This is a genomic window from Avibacterium sp. 20-126 (assembly GCF_044358625.1).
In the GTDB taxonomy this organism is placed as follows: domain Bacteria; phylum Pseudomonadota; class Gammaproteobacteria; order Enterobacterales; family Pasteurellaceae; genus Avibacterium.
Map to the genome: position 1 here is coordinate 412,947 of NZ_CP091457.1, position 23,150 is coordinate 436,096.

Below are 23,150 nucleotides of genomic sequence, written 5' to 3' on the forward strand. Positions count from 1 at the left end.
ATAAATTCAATCTGAGGTAGTAAATATTATGGAAACAATTATGCACTATTTTGGGATCTTTAATACGCAGGTTTTATCTAAAGCTCCCTTTTTACTTGGGATTGTCGCCTGTTTAGGCTATATCTTACTGAAAAAAGACACGACAACGATTATTAAAGGAACAATTAAAACGATTGTTGGATTTATGATCGTTCAAGCGGGATCAGGTTTCTTAGTGACAAACTTTAAGCCTGTGATTGCAGGATTATCCAAATTTCACCATTTGACAGGCGCGGTGATTGATCCCTATACCAGTATGCAAGCCACCATTCAAACAATGGCAGACAATTATGGTTGGGTTGGCTACGCTGTTATTGGCGCATTATTTTTAAACATTTTATTAGTGGTGTTTAGGCGCTTTACGGGTATTCGGACAATTATGCTTACAGGGCATATTATGTTTCAGCAGGCGGGGTTAGTTGCCGTATTTTATATGATTATTGGTGCTTCAATGTGGGAAACGGTGATTTATACCTCCGTGCTAATGGCATTATATTGGGGAATTTCTTCTAATATTATGTATAAACCGACGCAAGCGGTGACAGGTGGCGCGGGCTTTTCTATTGGACATCAACAACAAATTGCTTCTTGGGTTGCAACAAAGTTAGCGCCCAAATTAGGCGATAAAAATGACAGTGTTGATAATATGAAATTACCAAAATGGTTGCATATTTTCCACGATAGTATTTCTGCAACTGCATTAGTAATGACCGTATTTTTCGGCATTATCTTGCTTTCTTTTGGATTAGATAATTTGCAAGCGATGGCAGGAAAAACCCATTGGTTTATGTATATTCTAGAAATGGGATTAAAATTTGCGGTTGCCATTCAAATTATTGTTACTGGCGTAAGAATGTTTGTTGCAGAGCTTTCTGAAGCATTCAAAGGTATTTCAGAGCGGCTAATTCCTAATTCCGTACTTGCCATTGACTGTGCGGCAATTTATGCCTTTTCTCCAAATGCGATGGTATTCGGTTTTATATGGGGGGCAATTGGGCAATTTGTCGCAGTTGGGTTATTACTTGGGTTCAATTCGCCAATCTTAATCATTCCGGGTTTTATTCCAATGTTTTTCTCTAATGCCACAATCGGCGTTTTTGCAAACCAATTTGGTGGCTGGAAAGCTGTGATGAAAATTTGTTTTGCAATGGGGATCATTGAAGTAATGGGATCGGCGTGGGTGATTCAGCTTCTGGCAACACAAGGCGCCGAATTTAATGGTTGGATGGGAATGGCTGACTGGGCATTATTTTTCCCACCAATTTTACAAGGGATTGTCAGTGTGCCGGGGTTCTTCTTCATTATTTTAGCACTTGCAATGGTTTATATGTTCTTTGCTTCCCGTAAATTACGTGCTGATGAAGCGGCAGCGGCTGCGGCAGGGAAAACATTAGAACAAATGGACGGCTATGGTAATGATGACAGCGTAGCACAAGATTTAGTTGCAGAAGTACAAGCAGAAAGCCCTATGGGCGAAAATCCAGTACGTATTTTGGCGGTATGTGGTTCAGGTCAAGGTTCATCAATGATGATGAAAATGAAAATTAAAGGCTATTTAGACAAACACGGGATTGCCAATATTATGGATTCTTGCGCGGTAACTGATTACAAAGGAAAATTAGATGGTGTAGATATCATTGTGTGTTCTAAGCACCTTGCCGATGAAATTCAGGGTGGTGAGCGAGTTTCAGTGCTTGGGGTACAAAATATGTTAAATCCAAATTCCTTCGGTGAAGAGTTAAAAGCGTTAATTAAGAAATATCAGTAATAGTCCTCTTACCGCACGCTATAATAAGTGCGGTAAGAATTTCGCGAGGTTTTTTATATGCTAAAACAATCATTAATTGAAAATAATTCAATCAAGTTACATCAAAAAGTAGAAAATTGGGAAGAGGCGATTAAACTTGGGACAGATATGCTTGTTGCATCAGGTGCAATAACGCCTCATTACTATGATTCTATTATCAATATGATCAAACAAATGGGACCTTATATTATTCTATCACCGGGGCTAGCTATGCCACACGCAAGACCCGAAGATGGCGTAAATCGCACCGCCTTTGCGTTAGTCACTTTAGATACCCCCGTGCAATTTGAAGGAGAAGAAGAACCTATTAAAGTATTAATTACGTTAGCAGGCAGTGATTCTAATCAGCATATGCAAGGGATTATGGAAATTACCCAAGTGTTAGAAGATGATGATCCAAATAGTGAAACGGGTGTTGATCTAGAAAAAATACTTCAATGCCAGAGTGCCGAAGACGTCTATCTTGTTATTGATCAAGCATTATCAAATTAACTGTTATAAGAAGGAAGAAATTATGTCAAAACCCTTACTACAAATCGCATTAGATTCTCTTTCATTAGAAAAAGCTGTTGCGGATGCTAAACAAGCGGAAGCTCTAGTGGATATTATTGAAATTGGTACCATTCTCGCGTGTGCTGAGGGAATGAAAGCCGTTAGTACATTACGAGCCTTACATCCTAATCACATTCTCGTTTGTGATCTTAAAACAACGGATGGCGGAGCTATTTTAGCAAAAATGTCTTTTGAAGCGGGGGCTGATTGGCTAACGGTTTCGGCAGCCGCTCATCCAGCAACCAAAGCCGCGTGTAAAAAAGTGGCGGATGAATTTAATCAGGCTCATCCAGATCTTAAAGTGAAAAAAGAAATTCAAATTGAGATTTATGGTAACTGGACACTTGAAGATGCCAAACAATGGGTTGAGCTTGGTGTGACTCAAGCAATTTATCACCGTTCTCGTGATGCAGAGTTAGCAGGCAAAGGTTGGACAGACGAAGACATTGAAAAAATGAAATCTCTTGAAGCACTAGGGTTACAACTTTCTATTACAGGAGGAATTGTGCCAGAGGATATTCATTTGTTTAAAGGGATCAAAAATGCAAAAGCCTTTATTGCTGGCAGAGCATTAGTGGGAGAAAAAGGTCAAGTTACCGCAAAAGCTATTCGTAATGAGATTGACAAATATTGGCCTTCATAAATTTCAAGAGGCTGTTTGAAGAGTTTCATTTTGGATTTGTCTGGCTATAACAATGCGCGATATGTCCGTAATTAACCAGTTTAACTGGGTAAGAGGAAAATTCTCTCTATAATAATTGATATAGCTTGATAACTAAAATGACGCACTGTGTTTTATGCGTACAATTAATGTCATTTAGCGATGCTAAGAAAGTACCCGCTCTAAATAAAAACTAAAAAGAGCGGGTATAGGTGTAAATTTGTACGCTTTTATTTACTTTGATACTTTATTTATTCTGATTTTCTAAATAAAGCCATTCAGCTACTTGTTTGGCAAAGTAGGTAAGAATGCCGTCAGCACCTGCGCGTTTAAAACAAAGCAGGCTTTCCATAATACATTCTTTTTCTTTCAACCAACCATTTTGAATTGCTGCCATATGCATTGCATATTCGCCTGATACTTGGTAAGCAAAGGTGGGTACCCCAAAGTGTTGTTTAACACGGTAAACCATATCCAAATAAGGCATTCCGGGTTTTACCATAACCATATCTGCCCCTTCCTGAATATCTAGCGCCACTTCTTGTAGTCCTTCATCACTGTTAGCAGGATCAAGCTGATAGGTTTTCTTATCGCCACCTTTGAGGTTACTCGATGAGCCTACCGCATCACGGAATGGACCGTAATAATTTGAGGCATATTTAGCGGAATACGCCATAATTTGTGTATTGATAAAACCTTTTTCTTCAAGTGCGGTGCGAATTTTGCCAATTCTTCCATCCATCATATCACTTGGTGCGACAATATCTGCGCCAGCTTCTGCGTGGGAAAGGGCTTGTTTCACTAGCACTTCAGTGGTGAGGTCGTTTAACACATAGCCATCATTATCGATAATGCCATCTTGTCCGTGTACCGTGTAAGGGTCAAGCGCGACATCCGTTAATACCCCTAATTCAGGATAAGTAGCTTTAAGTGCTTTTACTGCACGCTGTACTAAGCCATTCGGATTATAGGCTTCTTCTGCCATAAGTGATTTTTTACTTTGATCAATCACTGGAAATAAGGCGATAACCGGTACCCCATATTTCACCAATAATCCTGCTTCGATCAGCAATTGATCTAAAGTTAAACGCTCCACTTTTGGCATAGATGGCACAGGTTCACGATAATTTTCCCCCTCTATAATAAATACAGGATAAATGAGGTCATCTACGCTGAGTTTATTTTCTGCCATTAAGCGGCGACTAAAATCCTGTTTGCGCATACGGCGTAAACGGCGTGCTGGGAAACCAGTGAAAATTTGTGTGGTCATTGTATTCTCCAAAATTAAAGGGGCGTTTGCCCCTATGTTATTTAATTATTTCTTGTTCGTTTTCTTCATTTGGATTGTCAGCATTTTCTTTTGGACGATAAAAACGTGCAAAAAGTAATCCTACTTCAAATAATAAGCACATTGGAATCGCAAGTAAGGTTTGTGAAAAAATATCAGGGGGAGTCAGTAGCATACCAATAATAAATGCGGCGACAATAATATAAGGACGTTTTTTCTTTAGGTTTTCAATTGTTGTTACACCAGACCAGCAGAGTAAAATAATCGCAACAGGTACTTCAAAACAAACCCCAAAAGCTAAAAAAAGCGTCAGCACGAAATCTAAATAGCTACTAATGTCTGTGGCAATGGCAACGCCTTCTGGGGCGGTTTTGGTGAGAAAGCCAAACACTAAGGGAAACACCACATAATAAGCGAAAGCTACGCCTAAATAAAACAGCACGGTACTTGAAAATAAGAGCGGATAAATAAGGCGTTTTTCGTGTTGATAAAGTGCGGGGGCAATAAATGCCCAAATCTGATATAGCAAAAAGGGAACAGCAATAAATAATGCCACAACACCCGTTAATTTTAGTGGGGTAAAAAAAGGCGTTGCAATATTGGTTGCTATCATACTTGCCCCTGATGGCATCACGCTTAATAAGGGGGAGGCAACAAAATTGTAAATATCATTGGCAAAATAGACTAAGCCTAAGAAAATTACTGCGACAACAAGAACGCAACGTAATAAGCGATCGCGAAGTTCCAATAAATGACTGATCAGAGGTTGGGTTTCTTCAATACTCATAGAACGCCTTTATGCTTTTTCTGATTTAGATTCAGGTGAAGAGCTGACTTCTGCCAAGCTATCATCTTCAGGATAATAGGCACTGGTCAGTTCAAGCTGAGATTCATCTTGTTCGGCTAATTCTGCAATATCAGCAGGAGAAAGTTCACTTTCATTAGATAAGGTATCAGTTGCGTGTTTTTCATCAGAATTTTGCACCGAACTTTTTAGCTCTTGAACTTGTTGTTCAAAAGTTGTTTGTGTGCTTGCTGCTTTTTCCTCTAAATTTGCTTTAATTTTTTCCGCTGAGGCTTTGAGATCTTCCACAGTTTGGCTTAATTCAGGAGAAAGTTGTTTTAAATTGAGATGTTCAGCTTTTTTGATACTTTCTTGCAACTCTTGTAATTTCAGCTCTTGGCTTAACTCATTTTGTACATTTGCGGCAAGTCCACGGATCGTACTCACCCAGCCCATAACTGTACGAATGGCAATAGGGAGACGCTTAGGGCCTAGTACCACTAAGCCCACAATGGAAATTAACAGTAATTCAGAAAAACCAATATCAAACACGGATTATGCCTGTTCTTTGTCTTTTACAGTTTCTGTTTTTGCTTGTTGTGCGTCATCGGCAATTTTTTTCGGCTCTGCGGGTGTTTCATCGTCTTTCATCGCATTTTTAAAGCCTTTCACTGCAGTGCCTAAATCTGAACCCACGTTACGCAATTTTTTTGTACCAAAGAAAACTAATACAATTAACAAAACAATGAGTAATTGCCAAATGCTTACGCCACCTAAACCCATTTTTTACTCCTATAACTAATTTAATAATTTAATAAAATTGTGTGAAAATATAACTTTTTTATTCATCTTGAACAATAGACAATTTACATTATTTCACATTTTATTGATTTATCACCTAATTTTGCGCGCGAATTGAGGTTATGGCATTATCAAGGCAATGAGCCAAAATAGCCCGCCACCCGTCAATAAAGCAATATTTGCCCATAAAGGTAAGGCAGAAAATTGCCATAATGTTCCGAAGAAAAGGACTGTTCCCATTATCACCGCCAACGCTTTTTTCTGCCAACGTTGTTGTTGCGCTAATTTTTTATTAATGGCATTTAGTTGTTGATGAATGTGGTTTTGTTGTTTTAGTGCATCCATTAAGGTGGCGGGAAACTGTGGTAAATGCTCAACAATATAAGGTAGCGTTGTTTTTAGGTTTTTCACCATTGCCTTCATTCCCATTTGTTCATCTAGCCAGTTTTGTAGAAACGGTTTTGCCGTATCCCATAAATCAAGTTGTGGATAAAGCTGTCGTCCTAAGCCTTCAATATACAGTAAGGTTTTTTGTAATAAGACGAGTTGAGGTTGCACTTGCATATTAAATTCGCGTGCGACATTAAATAAATTGAGCAAAACTTGAGCAAAGGAAATTTCTGATAGCGGTTTAGCAAAAATCGGTTCACACACTTCTTGGAAGGCTTGTTCAAAGGCATCAATATTCGTATCTTGTGGCGTCCAACCTGCATCAACGTGCATTTGCGCAACGCGACGATAATCACGATTAAAAAAGGCAACAAAACTTTCTGCCAAATAGCGTTTATCATTATCGTTTAAGCGTCCAACAATACCGCAATCAATGCCAATATATTGCGGATTTTCAGGATGATGTGGATTAACAAAAATATTTCCCGGGTGCATATCGGCGTGGAAAAAACTATCACGGAATACTTGGGTAAAGAATACTTGTACGCCACGTTCTGCGAGTAATTTCATATTTGTGCCATTGGCTTTTAGTGTCTCTACATCAGAAACAGGAATACCGTAAATTCGCTCCATTGTGATGACATTGCGGTAGCAAAATTGTTGATACATTTCTGGAATATAGAGCATTGGGCTATCTGTAAAATTGGCTTTCAGTTTGATTGCATTAGCCATTTCAATACGCAAATCTAATTCATCACGTAAGGTTTTTTCATATTCACGAATCACTTCCACCGCGCGTAAACGATACCCTTCACTGGATAAACGGGGAATCCAGCTGGCTAATTTGTACATCCAGCTTAAATCAGCCTCAATTTGTGGCTGGATATTGGGGCGTAGCACTTTGAGTACCACTTCTTTGCCCGCAAGCGGTTGAGTGGCATTAAATCTTGCGGTATGAACTTGAGCGATAGAAGCCGAAGCAAGGGCGGTTTCGTCAAAATCTTCAAACCACGTTTCTAGTTTATCCCCAAAGGCTTGTTCAATTTGTTCTCGTGCTAATTTCCCGTCAAAAGGTTCAACTTGATCTTGCAATAAGGCTAATTCATCAGCAATATCAGGGGGGAATAAATCTCGTCTGGTTGAAAGCATTTGCCCAAGTTTGATCCACACCGGCCCAAGTTCTTGTAAAGCAAGACGTAAACGCAAGCCGAATGCCAGCTCTTTATGCTGATTACGTAACCAAAATAAGGTTTTACGCCAACAACGCAAGGGACGTGTGTAGGCATTATGAGGCAGGGCGTCATCTATCCCATAAATTAAAAATGTACGGATAATTTTGTATAAGCGTTTGAAATCGTTAAAAGTCATTAGATTAATTTAATATTGTTTCAAGTTGTATGAGTTTCTGTTCTAAAAGTGCGGTGCGTTTTTCTAGCATTTTTACTTGCTGATTAAAATCATCAATGGCCAAGCTGGGAGAGATGACTTCCCATTCTTCGGTTAGGCGTTCACCCCAATATTGCTGGCTTTGCCGTAATTTTGTTGTTGTCATTTGCCCAAAATTGCGTAAAAAATTCACCGCACTTTGTGCCACCACATCCCCCACAAAAGGCGAAAGTAATTCAGCTGGATCTTTTTCTAAAAATTCTAAGAGTGCGGTAAAATCCTGCAATACTTGTAAATCACCTTGCAATAAAATAGATTGATCATTGAGATAAGAAGATAATTGCTGTTTGTTTGGCATTTTCATTAGCATTTGGGCTTTCAAACTGACTGTACAATCAACTTCATCTTCATATTGGTTGAGGAGATCAATCCGTTGTGGTGAAAAAACAAAATAAATTGGAAAATCAATTTGTTGCAAATTAATTTTAAGGACTTTACCGTTAAGTTTACGCAAATAAATTTCGCTATGTGCCGTGCGTTTGAGTAAATAATTTAGTAAGGATTCTAACGCACCGTTGAGCCACTGAGGCAGCATTAATTGTTGCAAGAAGTTCATTTTTTGACTCGCTTAAAATTTATAGCCTCGATGCAAGGCAACAATGCCTGCGCTGAGGTTGTAGTAATTCACTTGCTCAAAGCCGGCTTGTTCCATCATCGTTTTGAGATCCTCTTGTTTGGGATGCATTCGGATAGATTCAGCTAAATAACGGTAACTATCGCCATCATTCACTACCACTTCGCCGATTTTCGGTAAAATATTGAAAGAATAAAAATTATAGATTTTGCTTAGTGGATCTAAAATCGGTTTAGAAAATTCCAACACTAACAAGCGCCCACCGGGTTTTAACACACGGAACATTGAACGCAATGCTTTGTCCTTATCTGTGACATTACGTAAGCCAAAACTAATAATTACGCAATCAAAGGTGTTATCGGCAAAGGGCAAGGTTTCTGCATTAGCTTGTACATAATTGATGTTGCCCACTACGCCAAGATTACGCAATTTTTCTCGTCCCACATTGAGCATTGAAGAATTAATATCTGCCAAAATGACTTGTCCACTTTCACCGACAAGGCGAGAAAATTTCGCGCTGAAATCCCCTGTTCCCCCTGCTAAATCTAGCACTTTTTGCCCTTTTCGTACGCCGCTGCAATCAATCGTAAAGCGTTTCCAAACACGGTGAATACCAAAAGAAAGCAAGTCATTCATTAAATCATATTTGTCTGCCACTGAGTGGAACACGTTGGCTACCAGCTTTTGTTTTTCTGCTTTTGCCACAGTTTGGAAACCAAAATGGGTGGTTTCTTGTTCGTTATCAGTCTGAATTTGTTGCGTGTCAGCTTGTGCAAAGTGCGGTGCATTTTCTGGCAATTTTTTGTGGGTATTGTTTTGGGAAGTCATAACCTTGTCCGAAAAATAAGATGAATGTGCCTTAGGATAACAAAAAATAGCGGATTTCTCCGCTATTTTTATTAGAAAATGCTTTTGTGAAGAAAACAAAGCTAAAAGCTGGCGTTCATCTTAAATAGCATCATTTTAGAACCATAACAAATAGGCTAATGTGCCAATAACAAATACGCTAATAAGATTGAGCAAGATACCCGCTCGGATCATTTCGCGCTGTTTCACTTCGCCTGTACCAAACACAATGGCATTTGGTGGTGTGGCAACTGGTAGCATAAAGGCACAAGATGCGCCTAAACCAATAATAAGGGCTAAGCCTAATTCTGGCATACCTAATGATTGTGCGATAGAGATAAAAATTGGCACTAATAGGGCCGCACTTGCCGTATTTGAGGTAAATTCTGTTAAGAAGATGATAAACGCAGCGACCAACAAGCCGATAAGATAGAAATGCCCTCCTTCAATTAAGAAAACAATGCCATCAGCTAAAATACGGCTTGCACCTGAATCACGCAACACGGAACTGAGGGTTAAACCACCTCCGAACAGCATTAATACGCCCCAATCGGTGTTATTTTGTAACTGTTTCCAAGAGGCGACACCTGTGGCACAAATAATTACCGCAGCAAGCAGAGCAATGACACTATCAAAACTCACAATTTTTTTCTCTAAACCAAGTAATGAAGAAAGTATAGGATTAATTTTGCTGCTAAATACCCAACATAGTGCGATTAAGATGAAAATCACTAGCGTAATAATTCGTTTAGAATTAAATTCAATTTTTTCAAAATCTTGTTTGAAATGTAGATTGAGTTTTGGGCGGAATACCATATATAACGTACCAATCATAATTGGCATTAATAGGAGCATCACAGGAATACCGTAACTCAACCAATCTGAGAAGGTCAGTTTAAGTTGCGTTGCGACAATGTTATTTGGCGGGCTACCTACGAGTGTTCCCATACCACCGATACTGGCACTATACGCAATACCTAATAATACGAATACATAGGTGTTATGCTCACGTTCTTTATCCATTTGGCTTAAAATCCCCATTGCGAGAGGCAGCATCATTGCGGCAGTTGCGGTGTTACTCATCCACATTGATAAAAATGCGGTAATAGTAAAGAGATAAAGCACTGCAACTAATAAACGACCACCAGCCAATGCCATAATTTTATTGGCGATCATTCGATCAATATTTTGCTGATGAAGTGCGGTGGCTAATGCAAATCCACCAAAAAAGAGAAAAATATTTGGATCGGCAAAAGCAACCAAAGCCTGTTTGGTGGTGACCAAATCTAACATAATAGCAAGTAAGGGAACTAAAAGCGCAGTAATTGTTACGTGTAAGGCTTCGGTTAGCCATAATACCGCAATAAACGCTAACATTGCCAAGCCTTTATTTGCTTTGGGATCAAAAGGAAGAAAATTTAATAAAGCAAAGAAAAGTACCATATCGGCAATCAGAATAATGCCATTACGATGTGATGTAGTTTGGGTTGATGTTGTATTCATAGTTATTCCTCTTTATGTGCGTTATTGGCGCTAACTTTTTGGGGTTAGCCATAAAGACAAGCTAACGTTATCAAGTTGTTAATAAAAAGCAATAAAAAAATTGTGGTTTTGTGAGGCAGGTCAGAAAAATAGCTGAATAAACAGTAAAAAGTCGCAATCAAGCAAAAAGATGAAAAAAGCTAGAGTAGAAAAATAATGGCAAGAAAAACTTGCCATTATCTTAATCGAATTATTCTTCTTCGGAATCGTCCAACGCTAAAGGCTCTTGCGAAAGGATGATGCCCGTTAAATCTGCATACACATAATCTTCAGGGTAAAACGTAACCCCACCAAAATTCACAGGGACATCAATCTCGCCCTGTGTATCATCGTTTGCCCCCACAGGAATTGGGGCAAGGGCTTGAATACCGATATCTAAATTTTCTAACTGCTGAATTTGACGAACCGCACCGTAAACGATAATCCCTTCCCATCCATTGTCTACGGCAAGTTGAGCAAGTTCAGCATCAATCAAGGCTTGACGCACTGCACCGCCACCGTCCACTAATAACACGCGACCTTCACCGTTTTCTTCCAAAATTTCGCCAATTAACCCGTTGCTTTCAAAGCATTTTACGGTAGTAATTTTGCCGTAAAAGGAAGTTAAGCCACCGAAGTTAGAAAAAATCGGTTCTACAACATCAACTTGATCTAAATAAATATCGCAGAGAGTAGAAGTATCAATACACATAAGTTCACCTGTTATACGCTGAAAATGATTGTTCTAGTATATGCCTATTGCTAGCCCACTAGCAAGCCGAAACTAAAAAGTAAGTTAGTTAAAAGGGCGAGCATTGACATTTGCCCAAGCATCGGGCGCAATAATAATGGGTCTTTACTGTGATAAACGAAGGCAGCGTGTTTCATTAGTAATGGATAGGCAATAAGGAAAATAAAACTCACTAATTGGTGGAAATTGGCTAAGGCAAAAAGCAGATAACAGATGGCGCCTGTGGCTAATAGAAGGCAATGATAAATCCGCCCTTTTTTTGCACCTAATCGTACGGCTAAGGTATTTTTACCCGCCTTTTTGTCTTGTTCTATATCTCGTAAGTTATTGATATTCAAAACGGCGGTAGCAAATAATCCAGTTGCAAGTGCGGGTAAAAAAATCATCAAATTTAGTTGGTGAGTTTGCAAATAATAGGTTCCACATACCCCCAAAATCCCAAAAAATAATAACACGGAAATATCGCCTAATCCCATATAACCATAGGGCTTTGCACCTACGGTATAAGTAATCGCCGCAATAATGGCAAGCCCCCCTAACAGGGAAAAAGCCAAGAGATCAGCATAACTTTGATAAGCTATGGCAATTAACAGAAAGCCGAAAAATAAACTGGCTAAAATGAGGGCAATTAACCCTTTTTTCAGTTGCTTTGCACTAATCACGCCGTGTTGAATACCACGCAATGGTCCGATACGCTCTGCAGTATCACTGCCTTTTTGGTGATCACCATAATCATTGGCAAAGTTAGAAAGAATTTGTAACAACAAGGTGGTTATCAAACATAATAGACAGATTTGCCAGCTAAATTTATGAGCCCAGTAGGCAAGCGCCGCCCCCATAACAATTGAAGCGGCAGCTAAAGGTAGGGTTTTCGGTCTTGCCGTTTCCACCCACATTTTAATGACTTGTTTATCCATATTTTTCACTATCTTTCTAAATTCTAATTTTGGCGTAAAATATTCCAAAGAATTGGCTATTGTACTCATTTATCTTCGCCATTTTAACTGTTTAAGGAAAATATGTCGCAACTTAATTTAACCCTTTCCCCTATCGGAATCATTCATAGCCCTTATAAAGAGAAATTTTCCGTGCCACGCCAACCTAATTTAGTGCAAGATGGGGTTGGCACAATCCGCTTACTACCGCCTTATAACCAACCTGAGGCAGTACGTGGTTTGGAACACTTTTCTCATTTATGGCTTATTTTCCAGTTTGATAAAGTCCCCGTAGGCAAATGGCAACCGACAGTTCGTCCACCACGCCTTGGCGGTAATCAACGCATAGGCGTATTTGCTTCACGCGCGACACATCGCCCAAATCCACTTGGTTTGTCTAAAGTTGAATTAACGGGGATAGAAATAAATAAGGGGCAAGTATTACTTCATTTAGGCGCGGTTGATTTAGTTGATGGCACACCAATTTTTGATATTAAACCTTATCTTGCCTATGCCGACAGTGAACCGAATGCAAAATCAAGCTTTGCCCAACAACCCCCTGAAGCAAGATTGCAGGTTGTTTTCTCACCCAAAGCGCAAACGCAATTAATCAAGTGCGGTGCAAAATACCCAAATTTTCAGCGTTTCATTAGCGAAGTGCTACAACAAGATCCCCGTCCTGCTTATCACCAAGCGAGTACCTCTGAGCGAATTTATGGAATGCGATTGTATGATTTTAATATTCGTTGGTTGGTGAAAAATGGCGCGTGGGTGGAAGTGATTGATATTGAAGAATCAGAATAGGGCGAGCTACTATAAAAAAGCGTTCAAATATCAGCCATTTGAACGCTTTTTAAAATCTTACATTAATACGTTGTAAACTACCCCAGCTAACACTGCTCCTGTAATTGGACCTAATACAGGTACCCAGCTATATTGCCAATCTGCTGATGTGTTTAAGGTTTTACCTAATAATCCAAGGGTTAAGCGAGGCCCGAGATCTCGTGCAGGGTTGATCGCATAACCTGTTGTACCACCTAAACTTAAACCAATTGCCCATACTAAAATAGCGACGGGTAATGCGCCGAGAGAGCCTAATCCGATAGGCGTTGTGGTGCCTTCTGGAAAATCAAGGCTTGCACCGGAGAGATAGAAAATCACAAATAATAAAACAAAGGTGCCAATTACTTCACTGATAAAATTGTTAGCATAGTTGCGTATAGCCGGTTCTGTGCAGAAACACGCACGTTTTGCACCTTGATTTTCCGTTGCGGTGAAATGATCTTTATAGAACGTATAAACGAGTAATGCGCCGAACATTCCTCCTGCGATTTGTGCCATAATATAGCCGAAAATCATTGATGGATCGAAACTCCCAATAACTGCCAAGCCAAGGGTTACGGCAGGGTTAAGATGCGCACCACTGTAAGGCCCTGTTACAACAACTGCCACATAAACAGCAAAGGCCCAAGCTGTGGTAATGACAATCCATCCTGAACTTTGTCCTTTGGTTTTATTTAAGCATACATTAGCAACCACGCCATTACCCATTAAAATCAGTAATGTGGTACCAATAAATTCCGCCAGATAAGCATTCATAATGCACTCCTTTTCATCTTTTCGTTTGCTCTGTGATTTTCTTTCGTTTAGAACCAAAAAGGCATTTTTGAATATTATTGGTGCGTATTTCATTATTAATAGAAATGTGTTTAAAGCAATACTTTTTATAAGGATTTAGCGACTTTTTATCTAATTTGTTAGCTTGATCACATTTTTAATTTATTGATTAATATTGAAATATAAAAAATAACTCATAAGAAGTAGAGGAAAAATATTTTGTGAAACAGATCAAATTTTTACATATTGATTATTTTAAATTTGAGCGTTTTCAATTATTTTTTATTTTTAGTAGTTCTTTCGTTTTAGCTCAAAAAAGGTTTCGGATAGTAAGATTGGTGCGACATTTTACTCATCTCATAAATAAAAGAGGACTGAATTATGGCAGAAAAAAAATATATCATCGCTTTAGACCAAGGTACAACAAGTTCCAGAGCGGTATTGCTCGATCATAATGCTAATGTGGTTGAAATTGCTCAACGTGAATTTACCCAAATTTATCCTCAAGCAGGCTGGGTAGAACATAATCCAATGGAAATTTGGGCAACACAAAGTTCAACATTAAATGAAGTCGTTGCCAAAGCCGGGATTTCTTCTGATAGCATTGCTGCAATAGGGATTACAAACCAACGTGAAACAACCATTGTATGGGAAAAAGAGACGGGAAAACCCGTTTACAATGCGATTGTATGGCAATGCCGGCGTACCGCTGAGATTACGGATAAATTAAAACAAGAAGGCTATGAAGATTATATCCGCAAAACCACGGGGCTTGTTGTCGATCCTTATTTCTCAGGAACAAAAGTTAAGTGGATTTTGGATAATGTCGAAGGTGCAAGAGAAAAAGCTGAACGCGGAGAATTACTTTTTGGTACGGTAGATACTTGGCTTGTGTGGAAACTCACTCAAGGACGTGTTCACGTTACGGATTACACCAATGCTTCTCGCACAATGCTGTTTAACATTCATACCAAACAATGGGATGACAAAATGCTCGACATTTTGGATATTCCAAAATCAATGCTCCCCGAAGTGCGTAATTCTTCAGAAATCTACGGGCAAACCAATATCGGCGGAAAAGGTGGCGTGCGTATTCCCGTGGCAGGTATTGCAGGCGACCAGCAAGCGGCGCTTTATGGACATCTTTGTGTTCACGCAGGGCAAGCCAAAAATACCTATGGTACTGGCTGCTTTATGTTAATGCACACGGGGGATAAAGCCGTTCAATCACAAAATGGCTTACTCACAACCATTGCTTGTAATGCCAAAGGTGAGCCAGAATATGCCTTAGAAGGCTCAATTTTTATGGGTGGCGCATCAATTCAATGGTTGCGTGATGAACTTAAAATTGTTCACGATAGCTTCGACAGCGAATATTTCGCACAGAAAGTGCCAGATTGTAACGGTGTTTATGTGGTTCCTGCCTTCACAGGCTTGGGTGCGCCTTACTGGGATCCTTATGCTCGTGGCGCAATTTTGGGCTTATCTCGTGGCGCAAATCGCAATCACATTGTTCGTGCAACACTTGAGTCTATCGCTTATCAAACTCGTGATGTATTGGAAGCAATGCAATCTGATTCAGGGGAAAAACTGAAATCCTTGCGAGTGGATGGCGGTGCGACGGCCAATAATTTCCTTATGCAATTCCAAGCCGATATTCTTAACACCCCTGTTGAACGTCCTGTGGTGAAAGAAGTCACCGCATTAGGTGCAGCATATCTTGCCGGGCTTGCCACAGGATTTTGGAAAGATTTAGACGAGCTACGTGATAAAGCCGATGTGGAACGTACTTTCCTGCCTGATGACGATGAAGCTAAACGAGCAAAACGTTATAAAGGCTGGAAAAAAGCGGTCAAACGTGCCTTAGAATGGGAGAAAGAGGAAGATTAGCATTAACATTTCTTCTTGGAAAAAGTGCGGTGGTTTTTCACCGCACTTTTTATATGGGATTTTTATAGATTGTTATTTTTTAGAGCTATATTTTTTGTGGTACGATACGAAGAGATATTTATCTAAACACGATTGTTTTTTCATCATAAGCTAAGGATAATCCAATGCAAAGATTTTCACCAAAACTCACTTTAGGGGCGATATTAGTTGCCTGTTACTCGCAAGCGAATGCGATCGATTTAACTTGTTCTAATCAATATGGGTGTAATTTTATGACTCATATTTCTAAATCTAATACCTATCAAATTTATGAACCTTTATTTTCAAGAGAAGATGGGCATCTTTTATCAGAAGGAGAATTTCCTGCTAATGATGATAAATCTTTCAATATTACCGTTCTAAAAGGAAATTATAAAAATAGAGAAGCCACTTCTAATGGTATGGATCAATATGGATCAAAAATTGGTGGTGCATTATTTACAGTACTGGATCTTTCTAAGAAAAATCGTATTACTTTAAAAGAAGGGGTATCGGCTAGTTTGGATCGTTATCCTAGTGATGGCAGTGCTATTCTTGGGCTTGGGCAAGGTGATACGGGATTGATTGAACAAGGTGTAATATTAACAGTTGAGTCAAGCATTGAGCAAATTAATGGAGAGTATGAGTACGGTGGTGCAGCAGCTTACATATATCAAGGTGAGCTAATTGCAAAAGGTGGAAATATTGTTTTAAATGGTTCTGGTACAGAAGGAATTGTTTCTTATTATTCCAATCTACAATTAGATAATTTATCTATTTTAATGAATTCAGATAAAATAACTGGAATATCAGCTTCTGGTAATGTGAATTTTGAAGGAAATAATTTATCAATAACAGGAAATCAAGATAGGCAAATAGGCATTGAAATTTTAAGAGATACTCAAGAAGATCAAATTAGTATTAACTTAAGCAATAGCAAAATTGCTTTAAATGATAAAAGCACTGCATTTTCTATTGATGGAACTGATATTGGTGAGCAAGAGAATGTATCTCCTTCTAAAATAAATATTAAAAATAGTAATTTTTCATCAGGTTCTTTTTTCAAATATATAACAATGAATGTTAATGATTTGGATGATGAAGAATATCCTAAAAAAGATGCTATCAATATTCAAATTAATGGTGGAGAAATTAAAGCAAACCGTTTAGTTAATATGAACGATCAAGAAATGCTTAATTCAATAGGCACAGGGCTTGAGTTGATTAACACTTTATCTCTAAAAATCCAAGCCGATCAAGGCGCGAAATTGCAAGGTGTGAGTTATATTAACCCTAATTACGAACACGGTACGGTGGATTTAACTTTAAATGGTAATAGCCAGTGGAAATTTAAAGGTGATAGCACGCTAGATAATCTCAGTGTGAATAATTCGACAGTTGAGTTTGAGCCTGATTCCGCATTCCATACTTTAACAATTAATAAAGATTTATCTGGCAATGGTGAATTTATTTTAAATTCAGATTTAGCTTCTGAAAACGCTGATCAAATTATTGTGAAAGGCAGTGTAACAGGTAATCATCGTTTACAAGTGCGAAATTCTCGCAATGAACCCAAAAAAGAAAATGGCAAAGTTATTCTGGTTAAAACCAATTCAGGTGATGGCGTATTCAGTTTAAAAGATAAACCTTATGTTGATGCTGGAATTTATCGCTATGAATTAGCGAAAGATAATAATAATTGGGTATTGGCGCATAAAGGTAAATCAACCAATACTGAAGAACCGCAACCGCAACCGCAACCGCAACCGCAACCGCAACCGCAACCGCAACCGCAACCGCAACCGCAACCGAGCGATGAGGGAGAAAGAACATTTAGTCAATATGCCAATAATGTGATTTCAATTCAACAAGCGGCAAGAGCTTATTTATATACTCAAGGGGAAATTGTTAGCAACCGTGTTAGTTTCTTACATAACACTGAGCGCCTAACAGGGTTCTGGGTACAAAATAGCAATAATTGGAGTGAAGTGGATTCTTATCAAACACTTTTAGCTAATACATCAGGCTTTAAACAGCGTAATCATTTACTGACCGTAGGTTATGATGTGCATTTTGTCAATCAAGAGACTTCTTACTATGTAGGGCTTTATACGGGGCTTGGTCAAGGAAAAATTGATTTCGACAAAGATTACGGCAGCGCAAAAATCAAAGGTAATCATATAGGTGTTTATGGAGGAATGCAGTGGCAAAATGGCTTATTCCTTGATACTGATTACAGCTACAACCGCTTACGCTTAAGTGGTGATGAAGTTGATAAACAAAGCTTCAATGCTCATAGCTTACGCCTTGGTACAGGTATTAAATTACCGATGTTTACTAATTGGAATGTTGTACCACAAGCGAGCATATCGGCAACCAAATTCAATGGCAACACAACTTACCGTAGCAAATTGGGCGCTCAATTTATGGGAAATCTTGCGCTTTCATCGGTTAGTCTAAAACCTTACGCGGGTGTTTATTGGCTAAATGATTTTGGTTCAAATGATATTGTGATCAGTCAGTCCAAAGCTAATATTCAATCATTTGGTAACCGCGCCCAACTTGAATTAGGCGCTGCATTGAAAACTGTATTTGGTTCTTTTGATGTTTCATTGAAAAATGAAATGGGGAGTCGCTATAGAGAGAATGTACAGCTCAATCTAGGGTATAGCTATCAATGGTAATTGGCTCAAAATAAAAGTGCGGTGGTTTTTTATTAAATTTTTAAACCGCATATAAGAGAAAGGCAGTGTATCAATCTTTAATTGAACACTGCCTTTTTAGTATGAAATAAAATAAGCCTTATTTCACAAACTCACTAAATGTTAATTCATAATGGTCGCCATCTTTATCATAAGAAATATAACGAGGGAATTGCTCACCACGATATTTTTTTACCACAAAAGATTTTTCGCCAGTGCGGAATTGATAAGTGATTTCTGTTTGTGATTGATTTTGAATTTTTATTTGTCGTTCGCTTTGTTTTACGAAGACATTTTTCATCGGATATAATTTTTTGCCGTTAGTAATTTGGAAATTTTTCGGTAATTTGTCGTAATAGCTAAGCTGGAATGCTACCGTGAATAAATCAAAGGTTGGCATTTCAAGTGGCTCGCTTTTCAAACCATTTTTCACTTTACCATAAGCAATTTCATTGCCTTTGATAATCGTTTTTGCATAAGGTTTACCGTTACGTACATCTTGGTAATTGGTCATTTTGAAATCCGTTTTACTTTGCGTCCCAACGGATTTAAATTCAATGTTATACAGCGGAATATTGATCTTAGCATCAACGTGATATTGCGATCCGTTGGCGTTAAAATGCACATAGGCAGGCATTAAATAATTTGAGCTGTATTTGATATTGGTATCTAAATTTGCCCACGCATTAGGTAAAGCAAACAAGCTAAGCAAAAGCACTTTGAGTCGTTTCATTAAAATTCCTTTGAATATTTATTAAATGAAGTGTTTATTTAGATGACATTACACAATAATAGTTCATTGTAAAAGAAAGTGCGGTGAAAATTAGGCGAGTTTTTCGCCTAATTTAATGTTAAAAGTGGATTAACGCGCAACGAAGCCGATGGCTTTATAGACTGCGTCTAATGTGGCTTTCGCACGGGCTTGCGCTTTTTCCGCCCCTTCTGCGGCGATTTTATGCAATAAGGCTTCATCATTGCGGAAGTGGTGATAGCGTTCTTGTAATTGTGTGAGCATTGCAGATACTTCATCGGCGACGGCAGTTTTTAAATGACCATACATTTTGCCTTTAAACTCTGCTTCTAATTCAGCAATACTTTTGCCTGTAATGCCTGCCAAAATATCTAATAAGTTGGATACCCCAGCTTTATTTTTTACGTCATAGCGAATGACAGGTGGCTCATCAGAATCGGTAACCGCACGTTTGATTTTTTTCACCACTGATTTTGGATCTTCTAACAGCCCAATCACGTTATTGCGATTTTCGTCTGATTTAGACATTTTTTTCTCAGGCTCAAGTAACGACATCACGCGCGCGCCCGCTTTTGGAATAAACACTTCTGGAATAGCAAAATGTTCACCATAAAGTGCGTTGAAACGTTGGGCAATATCACGGGTGATTTCTAAATGTTGCTTTTGATCTTCCCCTACTGGTACTTGGTTGGTTTGGTAAAGTAAAATATCTGCTGCCATTAAAACTGGATAGGTAAATAAGCCAACGTTGACATTTTCAGCGTGGCGTGCTGATTTATCTTTAAACTGCGTCATTCGTCCCATTTCGCCAAAATAGGTATAGCAATTTAGCACCCACGCAAGTTGGGCGTGTTCTGGAACGTGCGATTGAATAAAAATGGTGCTTTTTTCAGGATCAATACCACAGGCTAAATATAATGCCAGCACATCAAGGGTTGCTGAATGTAATTTTTGTGGATCTTGACGCACGGTGATTGCGTGTTGATCCACGATACAAAATAAGCATTCATAATCTTCTTGCATTTTTACCCATTGGCGTAATGCGCCTAGGTAGTTACCGATAGTTAATTCACCAGAGGGCTGAACGCCACTAAATACGATAGGTTTGGTCATTGTTATATCCTTTTTGAATCACATTAAACAATTTGCAGAATTTGTGCGAAGTCGTCAAACACCCAATCAGGGTGGGCTTCTGCAATAGGAATATTATAATTGTAGCCGTAAGTTAATCCTACCACTGGGCAACCAGCAGAAGTGGCAGCGATAATGTCATTTTTTGAATCCCCTACAAATAACATTTGTTTTGGATATAAGCCAAATTTACCGCATAAATAATAAAGGGGAGCAGGGTGCGGTTTTATTTGTGGTAAAGATTGTCCGCCCAAGGTTTCGCTAAATAAATGATCAATACCAAAGGCTTTTAGTACAGGAAGAACGTGCTGGGTTGGTTTATTTGTTACCACAGCTAAAATAAAGCCACGCTCTTTTAATGCGGTGAGTGTTTCTTTCACATTTGGGTATAAGCGGCTGAGATTACACAGGTTTTCACCATAATAAACATTAAAGCGAGTTTTTACTTGCTCAATTTCTACCGCACTTAATGTTTTGCCTGTTTGTGCCACAGCCCATTCTAACGCTCGTGCAATTAATACGCCAGCACCATTGCCGATCCAAGTGAGTACCAATTCTTCCGGTGCTGAGGGTAAATTCACTTCGTTTAAAGCTGAATTGACTGAAAGGGCTAAATCGGGCAGGCTGTTCACCAACGTGCCGTCTAAATCGAAACCAATAAGTTTAAATTGTGATGTCATTATTTGCTTACCTTACTTAATTCTTGACGCATTTGGTCAATGACTTTTTGATAATCGGGTTGATCGAAAATGGCTGATCCTGCCACAAAGGTATCTGCGCCTGCGCGTGCAATTTCTGCAATGTTATTCACTTTCACACCGCCATCGACTTCCAAACGAATATCGAAACCGCTTTCATCAATGCGTTGGCGTGCTTGTTTTAATTTTTCAAGGGTAGAAGGAATAAAAGACTGACCGCCAAAACCGGGATTGACTGACATCAGTAAAATCATATCGACTTTATCCATAACATAGTCTAAATAGCTTAATGGCGTAGCGGGATTAAATACCAAGCCCGCTTTACAGCCATTATCACGGATAAGTTGTAACGATCGATCAATATGCTCTGTGGCTTCAGGGTGAAAGGTGATGTAATTTGCCCCAGCTTTAGCAAAATCAGGGATTAAACGATCTACCGGTTTCACCATTAAATGCACATCAATGGGCGCACTGATACCATAATCTCGCAAGGCTTTACACACTGCAGGGCCAAAGGTTAAATTCGGTACATAGTGGTTATCCATTACATCAAAATGAATTAAATCTGCACCGCACTTTAGTACGTTCTCGACATCTTCACCTAAGCGAGCGAGATCGGCAGATAAAATGGAAGGTGCAATTAAAAAAGGTTTCATTTTATCCCTCTAGATAGGCTGAAAATAAGTGTCGATAGTGTACTACTTAATCGCATAAAGTTTAAGGAAATTTCCCCTTTCTGATTGATTATTTTCACATAAGGCTTTTATAATCGCCGTTATTAGATAAATAGGGAGTAAGGAATGGAATTTTATCTGCAAGGCTTTTTAATGTGTTTTGGGCTTATCGCCACCATTGGCGCACAAAACACATTTTTACTGAAACAAGGATTGCTCAAACAGCACGTTTTAGTACTATGCACGCTCTTTTTTCTCTGTGATTGCTTGCTTTTCTCTCTCGGGGTATTTGGCTTGGGGCATTTTATTAGCCAAGAAAAAATCGCCAGTGTGGCATTAGCTTTGGTGGGGGGATTATTTTTACTCGTTTATGGTGCACGCGCTTTTCTTTCCGCCTATCGTAACAATACCGCCTTGGCATTAGAACAAGGAGCGGCTTTATCATTGAAAAAAACACTGATGATCGCCTTAGCGCTTACCTTTCTCAATCCTCACGTTTATTTGGATACCATTGTTATCGTAGGTGGTATTGCAGGAACATTAACCACGGAAGATAAAACCGCTTTTCTGCTTGGTACCATTTCCGCGTCTGGATTATGGTTTTTCAGTGTAGGTTATGGTGCAAGATTGCTGATCCCTTTTTTCCAAAGACCGATTACTTGGCGTTTATTAGATTTCTCCACAGGGATCATTATGTGGTTTATTGCTTTTGGCTTAATTAACTATGCTTTAATGTAAAAATAAGAAAACAGTGAAAAGGGCGATGATATTCGCCCTTATTTTTGCGATGATTATTTCCTTACGGCAATTGCTTCAATTTCTATGCCAACATCCTTTGGCAAACGTGCCACTTCTACACAAGAGCGAGCGGGGAAGTTTGGATGATTATTTTCCTTAAAGAAACCTTCATATTCCGCATTGACTGCCGCAAAATCATTCAAATCTTTAACGAAAACCGTTGTTTTTACAATATCTGCGACAGTTAAACCTGCCTGTTCAATAATGGCCTTAACATTTTCTAAAGATTGACGTGCTTGCGCCACAATATCCACCGGCACTTTACCTGTTACGGGATTAACTGGAATTTGCCCTGAAGTTAGCACTAAATTGCCTAAATCCACCGCTTGTACATAAGGACCAATCGCAGCAGGCGCATTTTCTGTATGAATAATTTTTGTCATTTTATTTTCCTTTTAAGTGAAAAAGATGATTTTATTTTATGCAATCTTATGGAAAACTGAAAGGGAAATCTATTTATTTAACTTTCTCATAAA

At 38.9% G+C, this 23,150-nt stretch carries 23 protein-coding genes; 7 read left to right on the forward strand and 16 right to left on the reverse strand.

The annotated features are described in order from the left end of the window. Positions 1–28: 28 nt before the first annotated feature. Genes L4F91_RS02030 through L4F91_RS02040 form a run of 3 tightly spaced genes read left to right on the forward strand, consistent with a single transcriptional unit; the run spans position 29 to position 3,041 of the window. Complete coding sequence (locus tag L4F91_RS02030; RefSeq protein WP_250350874.1) at positions 29–1,807, forward strand: PTS ascorbate-specific subunit IIBC; 1,779 nt, start codon at positions 29–31, stop codon at positions 1,805–1,807. A 57-nt stretch (positions 1,808–1,864) separates the two neighbouring features. Next, positions 1,865–2,338, forward strand: coding sequence for a PTS sugar transporter subunit IIA (locus tag L4F91_RS02035; protein ID WP_250350873.1), 474 nt, complete (start codon positions 1,865–1,867; stop codon positions 2,336–2,338). A gap of 22 nt (positions 2,339–2,360) precedes the next feature. Further along, the gene (locus tag L4F91_RS02040; protein ID WP_395897001.1) at positions 2,361–3,041 is read left to right on the forward strand and encodes a 3-keto-L-gulonate-6-phosphate decarboxylase UlaD; all 681 of its coding nucleotides are present in this window, start codon (positions 2,361–2,363) and stop codon (positions 3,039–3,041) included. A 265-nt stretch (positions 3,042–3,306) separates the two neighbouring features. Here L4F91_RS02040 and hemB read toward each other — a convergent pair whose 3' ends face one another. The 10 genes from hemB to L4F91_RS02090 all read right to left on the reverse strand — a co-directional run bounded on the left by hemB (position 3,307) and on the right by L4F91_RS02090 (position 12,377). Then, complete coding sequence (gene hemB, locus L4F91_RS02045; protein WP_395897003.1) at positions 3,307–4,329, reverse strand: porphobilinogen synthase; 1,023 nt, start codon at positions 4,327–4,329, stop codon at positions 3,307–3,309. 37 nt (positions 4,330–4,366) lie between these two features. Further along, complete coding sequence (gene tatC / locus L4F91_RS02050) at positions 4,367–5,134, reverse strand: twin-arginine translocase subunit TatC (protein ID WP_250350870.1); 768 nt, start codon at positions 5,132–5,134, stop codon at positions 4,367–4,369. Between the two features lie 9 nt (positions 5,135–5,143). Then, on the reverse strand, positions 5,144–5,683 hold the full coding sequence (tatB, locus tag L4F91_RS02055) for a Sec-independent protein translocase protein TatB (protein WP_265762253.1): 540 nt from the start codon (positions 5,681–5,683) through the stop codon (positions 5,144–5,146). Positions 5,684–5,686: 3 nt separating this feature from the next. Next, positions 5,687–5,914 (reverse strand): Sec-independent protein translocase subunit TatA, encoded by a 228-nt coding sequence (tatA, locus tag L4F91_RS02060; RefSeq protein ID WP_250350868.1) that lies wholly within the window; start codon positions 5,912–5,914, stop codon positions 5,687–5,689. A 138-nt stretch (positions 5,915–6,052) separates the two neighbouring features. After that, positions 6,053–7,690 carry a ubiquinone biosynthesis regulatory protein kinase UbiB gene (gene ubiB / locus L4F91_RS02065; RefSeq protein WP_395897006.1) on the reverse strand — a complete coding sequence of 546 codons (1,638 nt, stop codon included), beginning with the start codon at positions 7,688–7,690 and terminating at the stop codon, positions 6,053–6,055. Between the two features lie 4 nt (positions 7,691–7,694). Then, positions 7,695–8,324 (reverse strand): SCP2 domain-containing protein, encoded by a 630-nt coding sequence (locus tag L4F91_RS02070; RefSeq protein WP_395897008.1) that lies wholly within the window; start codon positions 8,322–8,324, stop codon positions 7,695–7,697. A 12-nt stretch (positions 8,325–8,336) separates the two neighbouring features. Further along, positions 8,337–9,170, reverse strand: coding sequence for a bifunctional demethylmenaquinone methyltransferase/2-methoxy-6-polyprenyl-1,4-benzoquinol methylase UbiE (gene ubiE, locus L4F91_RS02075; RefSeq protein ID WP_395897010.1), 834 nt, complete (start codon positions 9,168–9,170; stop codon positions 8,337–8,339). A gap of 135 nt (positions 9,171–9,305) precedes the next feature. After that, positions 9,306–10,691: a DASS family sodium-coupled anion symporter gene (locus L4F91_RS02080; RefSeq protein WP_250364141.1), complete on the reverse strand. Its 1,386-nt coding sequence runs from the start codon at positions 10,689–10,691 to the stop codon at positions 9,306–9,308. A 229-nt stretch (positions 10,692–10,920) separates the two neighbouring features. Continuing rightward, a complete protein-coding gene (gene rraA, locus L4F91_RS02085; RefSeq protein WP_395897012.1) occupies positions 10,921–11,421 on the reverse strand; it encodes a ribonuclease E activity regulator RraA in 501 nt (166 codons plus the stop codon). Positions 11,422–11,471: 50 nt separating this feature from the next. Next, positions 11,472–12,377 (reverse strand): 1,4-dihydroxy-2-naphthoate polyprenyltransferase, encoded by a 906-nt coding sequence (locus tag L4F91_RS02090; RefSeq protein WP_395897794.1) that lies wholly within the window; start codon positions 12,375–12,377, stop codon positions 11,472–11,474. 102 nt (positions 12,378–12,479) lie between these two features. Here L4F91_RS02090 and tsaA point away from each other — a divergent pair, with 102 nt between their 5' ends. Next, the gene (gene tsaA, locus L4F91_RS02095; protein ID WP_265778681.1) at positions 12,480–13,199 is read left to right on the forward strand and encodes a tRNA (N6-threonylcarbamoyladenosine(37)-N6)-methyltransferase TrmO; all 720 of its coding nucleotides are present in this window, start codon (positions 12,480–12,482) and stop codon (positions 13,197–13,199) included. A 57-nt stretch (positions 13,200–13,256) separates the two neighbouring features. Here the strand turns inward: tsaA and L4F91_RS02100 are convergent, their stop codons facing one another. Beyond that, the gene (locus tag L4F91_RS02100; RefSeq protein WP_395897014.1) at positions 13,257–13,994 is read right to left on the reverse strand and encodes an MIP/aquaporin family protein; all 738 of its coding nucleotides are present in this window, start codon (positions 13,992–13,994) and stop codon (positions 13,257–13,259) included. 399 nt (positions 13,995–14,393) lie between these two features. Between L4F91_RS02100 and glpK the strand changes: the two genes are divergently transcribed. Continuing rightward, on the forward strand, positions 14,394–15,902 hold the full coding sequence (gene glpK / locus L4F91_RS02105; RefSeq protein WP_250364143.1) for a glycerol kinase GlpK: 1,509 nt from the start codon (positions 14,394–14,396) through the stop codon (positions 15,900–15,902). 164 nt (positions 15,903–16,066) lie between these two features. Continuing rightward, positions 16,067–18,604, forward strand: coding sequence for an autotransporter outer membrane beta-barrel domain-containing protein (locus L4F91_RS02110; RefSeq protein WP_395897016.1), 2,538 nt, complete (start codon positions 16,067–16,069; stop codon positions 18,602–18,604). Positions 18,605–18,722: 118 nt separating this feature from the next. On the opposite strand, the gene L4F91_RS02115 is transcribed toward L4F91_RS02110, so the two are convergent. The 4 genes from L4F91_RS02115 to rpe all read right to left on the reverse strand — a co-directional run bounded on the left by L4F91_RS02115 (position 18,723) and on the right by rpe (position 21,858). Then, complete coding sequence (locus L4F91_RS02115; RefSeq protein WP_265778677.1) at positions 18,723–19,355, reverse strand: hypothetical protein; 633 nt, start codon at positions 19,353–19,355, stop codon at positions 18,723–18,725. A 129-nt stretch (positions 19,356–19,484) separates the two neighbouring features. Then, positions 19,485–20,486 (reverse strand): tryptophan--tRNA ligase, encoded by a 1,002-nt coding sequence (trpS, locus tag L4F91_RS02120; protein ID WP_265777714.1) that lies wholly within the window; start codon positions 20,484–20,486, stop codon positions 19,485–19,487. A gap of 23 nt (positions 20,487–20,509) precedes the next feature. Continuing rightward, on the reverse strand, positions 20,510–21,184 hold the full coding sequence (locus L4F91_RS02125; RefSeq protein WP_265762249.1) for a phosphoglycolate phosphatase: 675 nt from the start codon (positions 21,182–21,184) through the stop codon (positions 20,510–20,512). Beyond that, positions 21,184–21,858 (reverse strand): ribulose-phosphate 3-epimerase, encoded by a 675-nt coding sequence (gene rpe, locus L4F91_RS02130; RefSeq protein WP_265754347.1) that lies wholly within the window; start codon positions 21,856–21,858, stop codon positions 21,184–21,186. The genes L4F91_RS02125 and rpe overlap by 1 nt, the downstream gene beginning before the upstream one ends. Before the next feature lie 144 nt (positions 21,859–22,002). On the opposite strand from rpe, the gene L4F91_RS02135 reads away from it, so the two are divergent. After that, positions 22,003–22,614 carry a LysE/ArgO family amino acid transporter gene (locus tag L4F91_RS02135; RefSeq protein WP_250350854.1) on the forward strand — a complete coding sequence of 204 codons (612 nt, stop codon included), beginning with the start codon at positions 22,003–22,005 and terminating at the stop codon, positions 22,612–22,614. A gap of 53 nt (positions 22,615–22,667) precedes the next feature. Here the strand turns inward: L4F91_RS02135 and L4F91_RS02140 are convergent, their stop codons facing one another. After that, complete coding sequence (locus L4F91_RS02140; protein ID WP_265762247.1) at positions 22,668–23,057, reverse strand: RidA family protein; 390 nt, start codon at positions 23,055–23,057, stop codon at positions 22,668–22,670. Positions 23,058–23,150 lie beyond the last annotated feature (93 nt).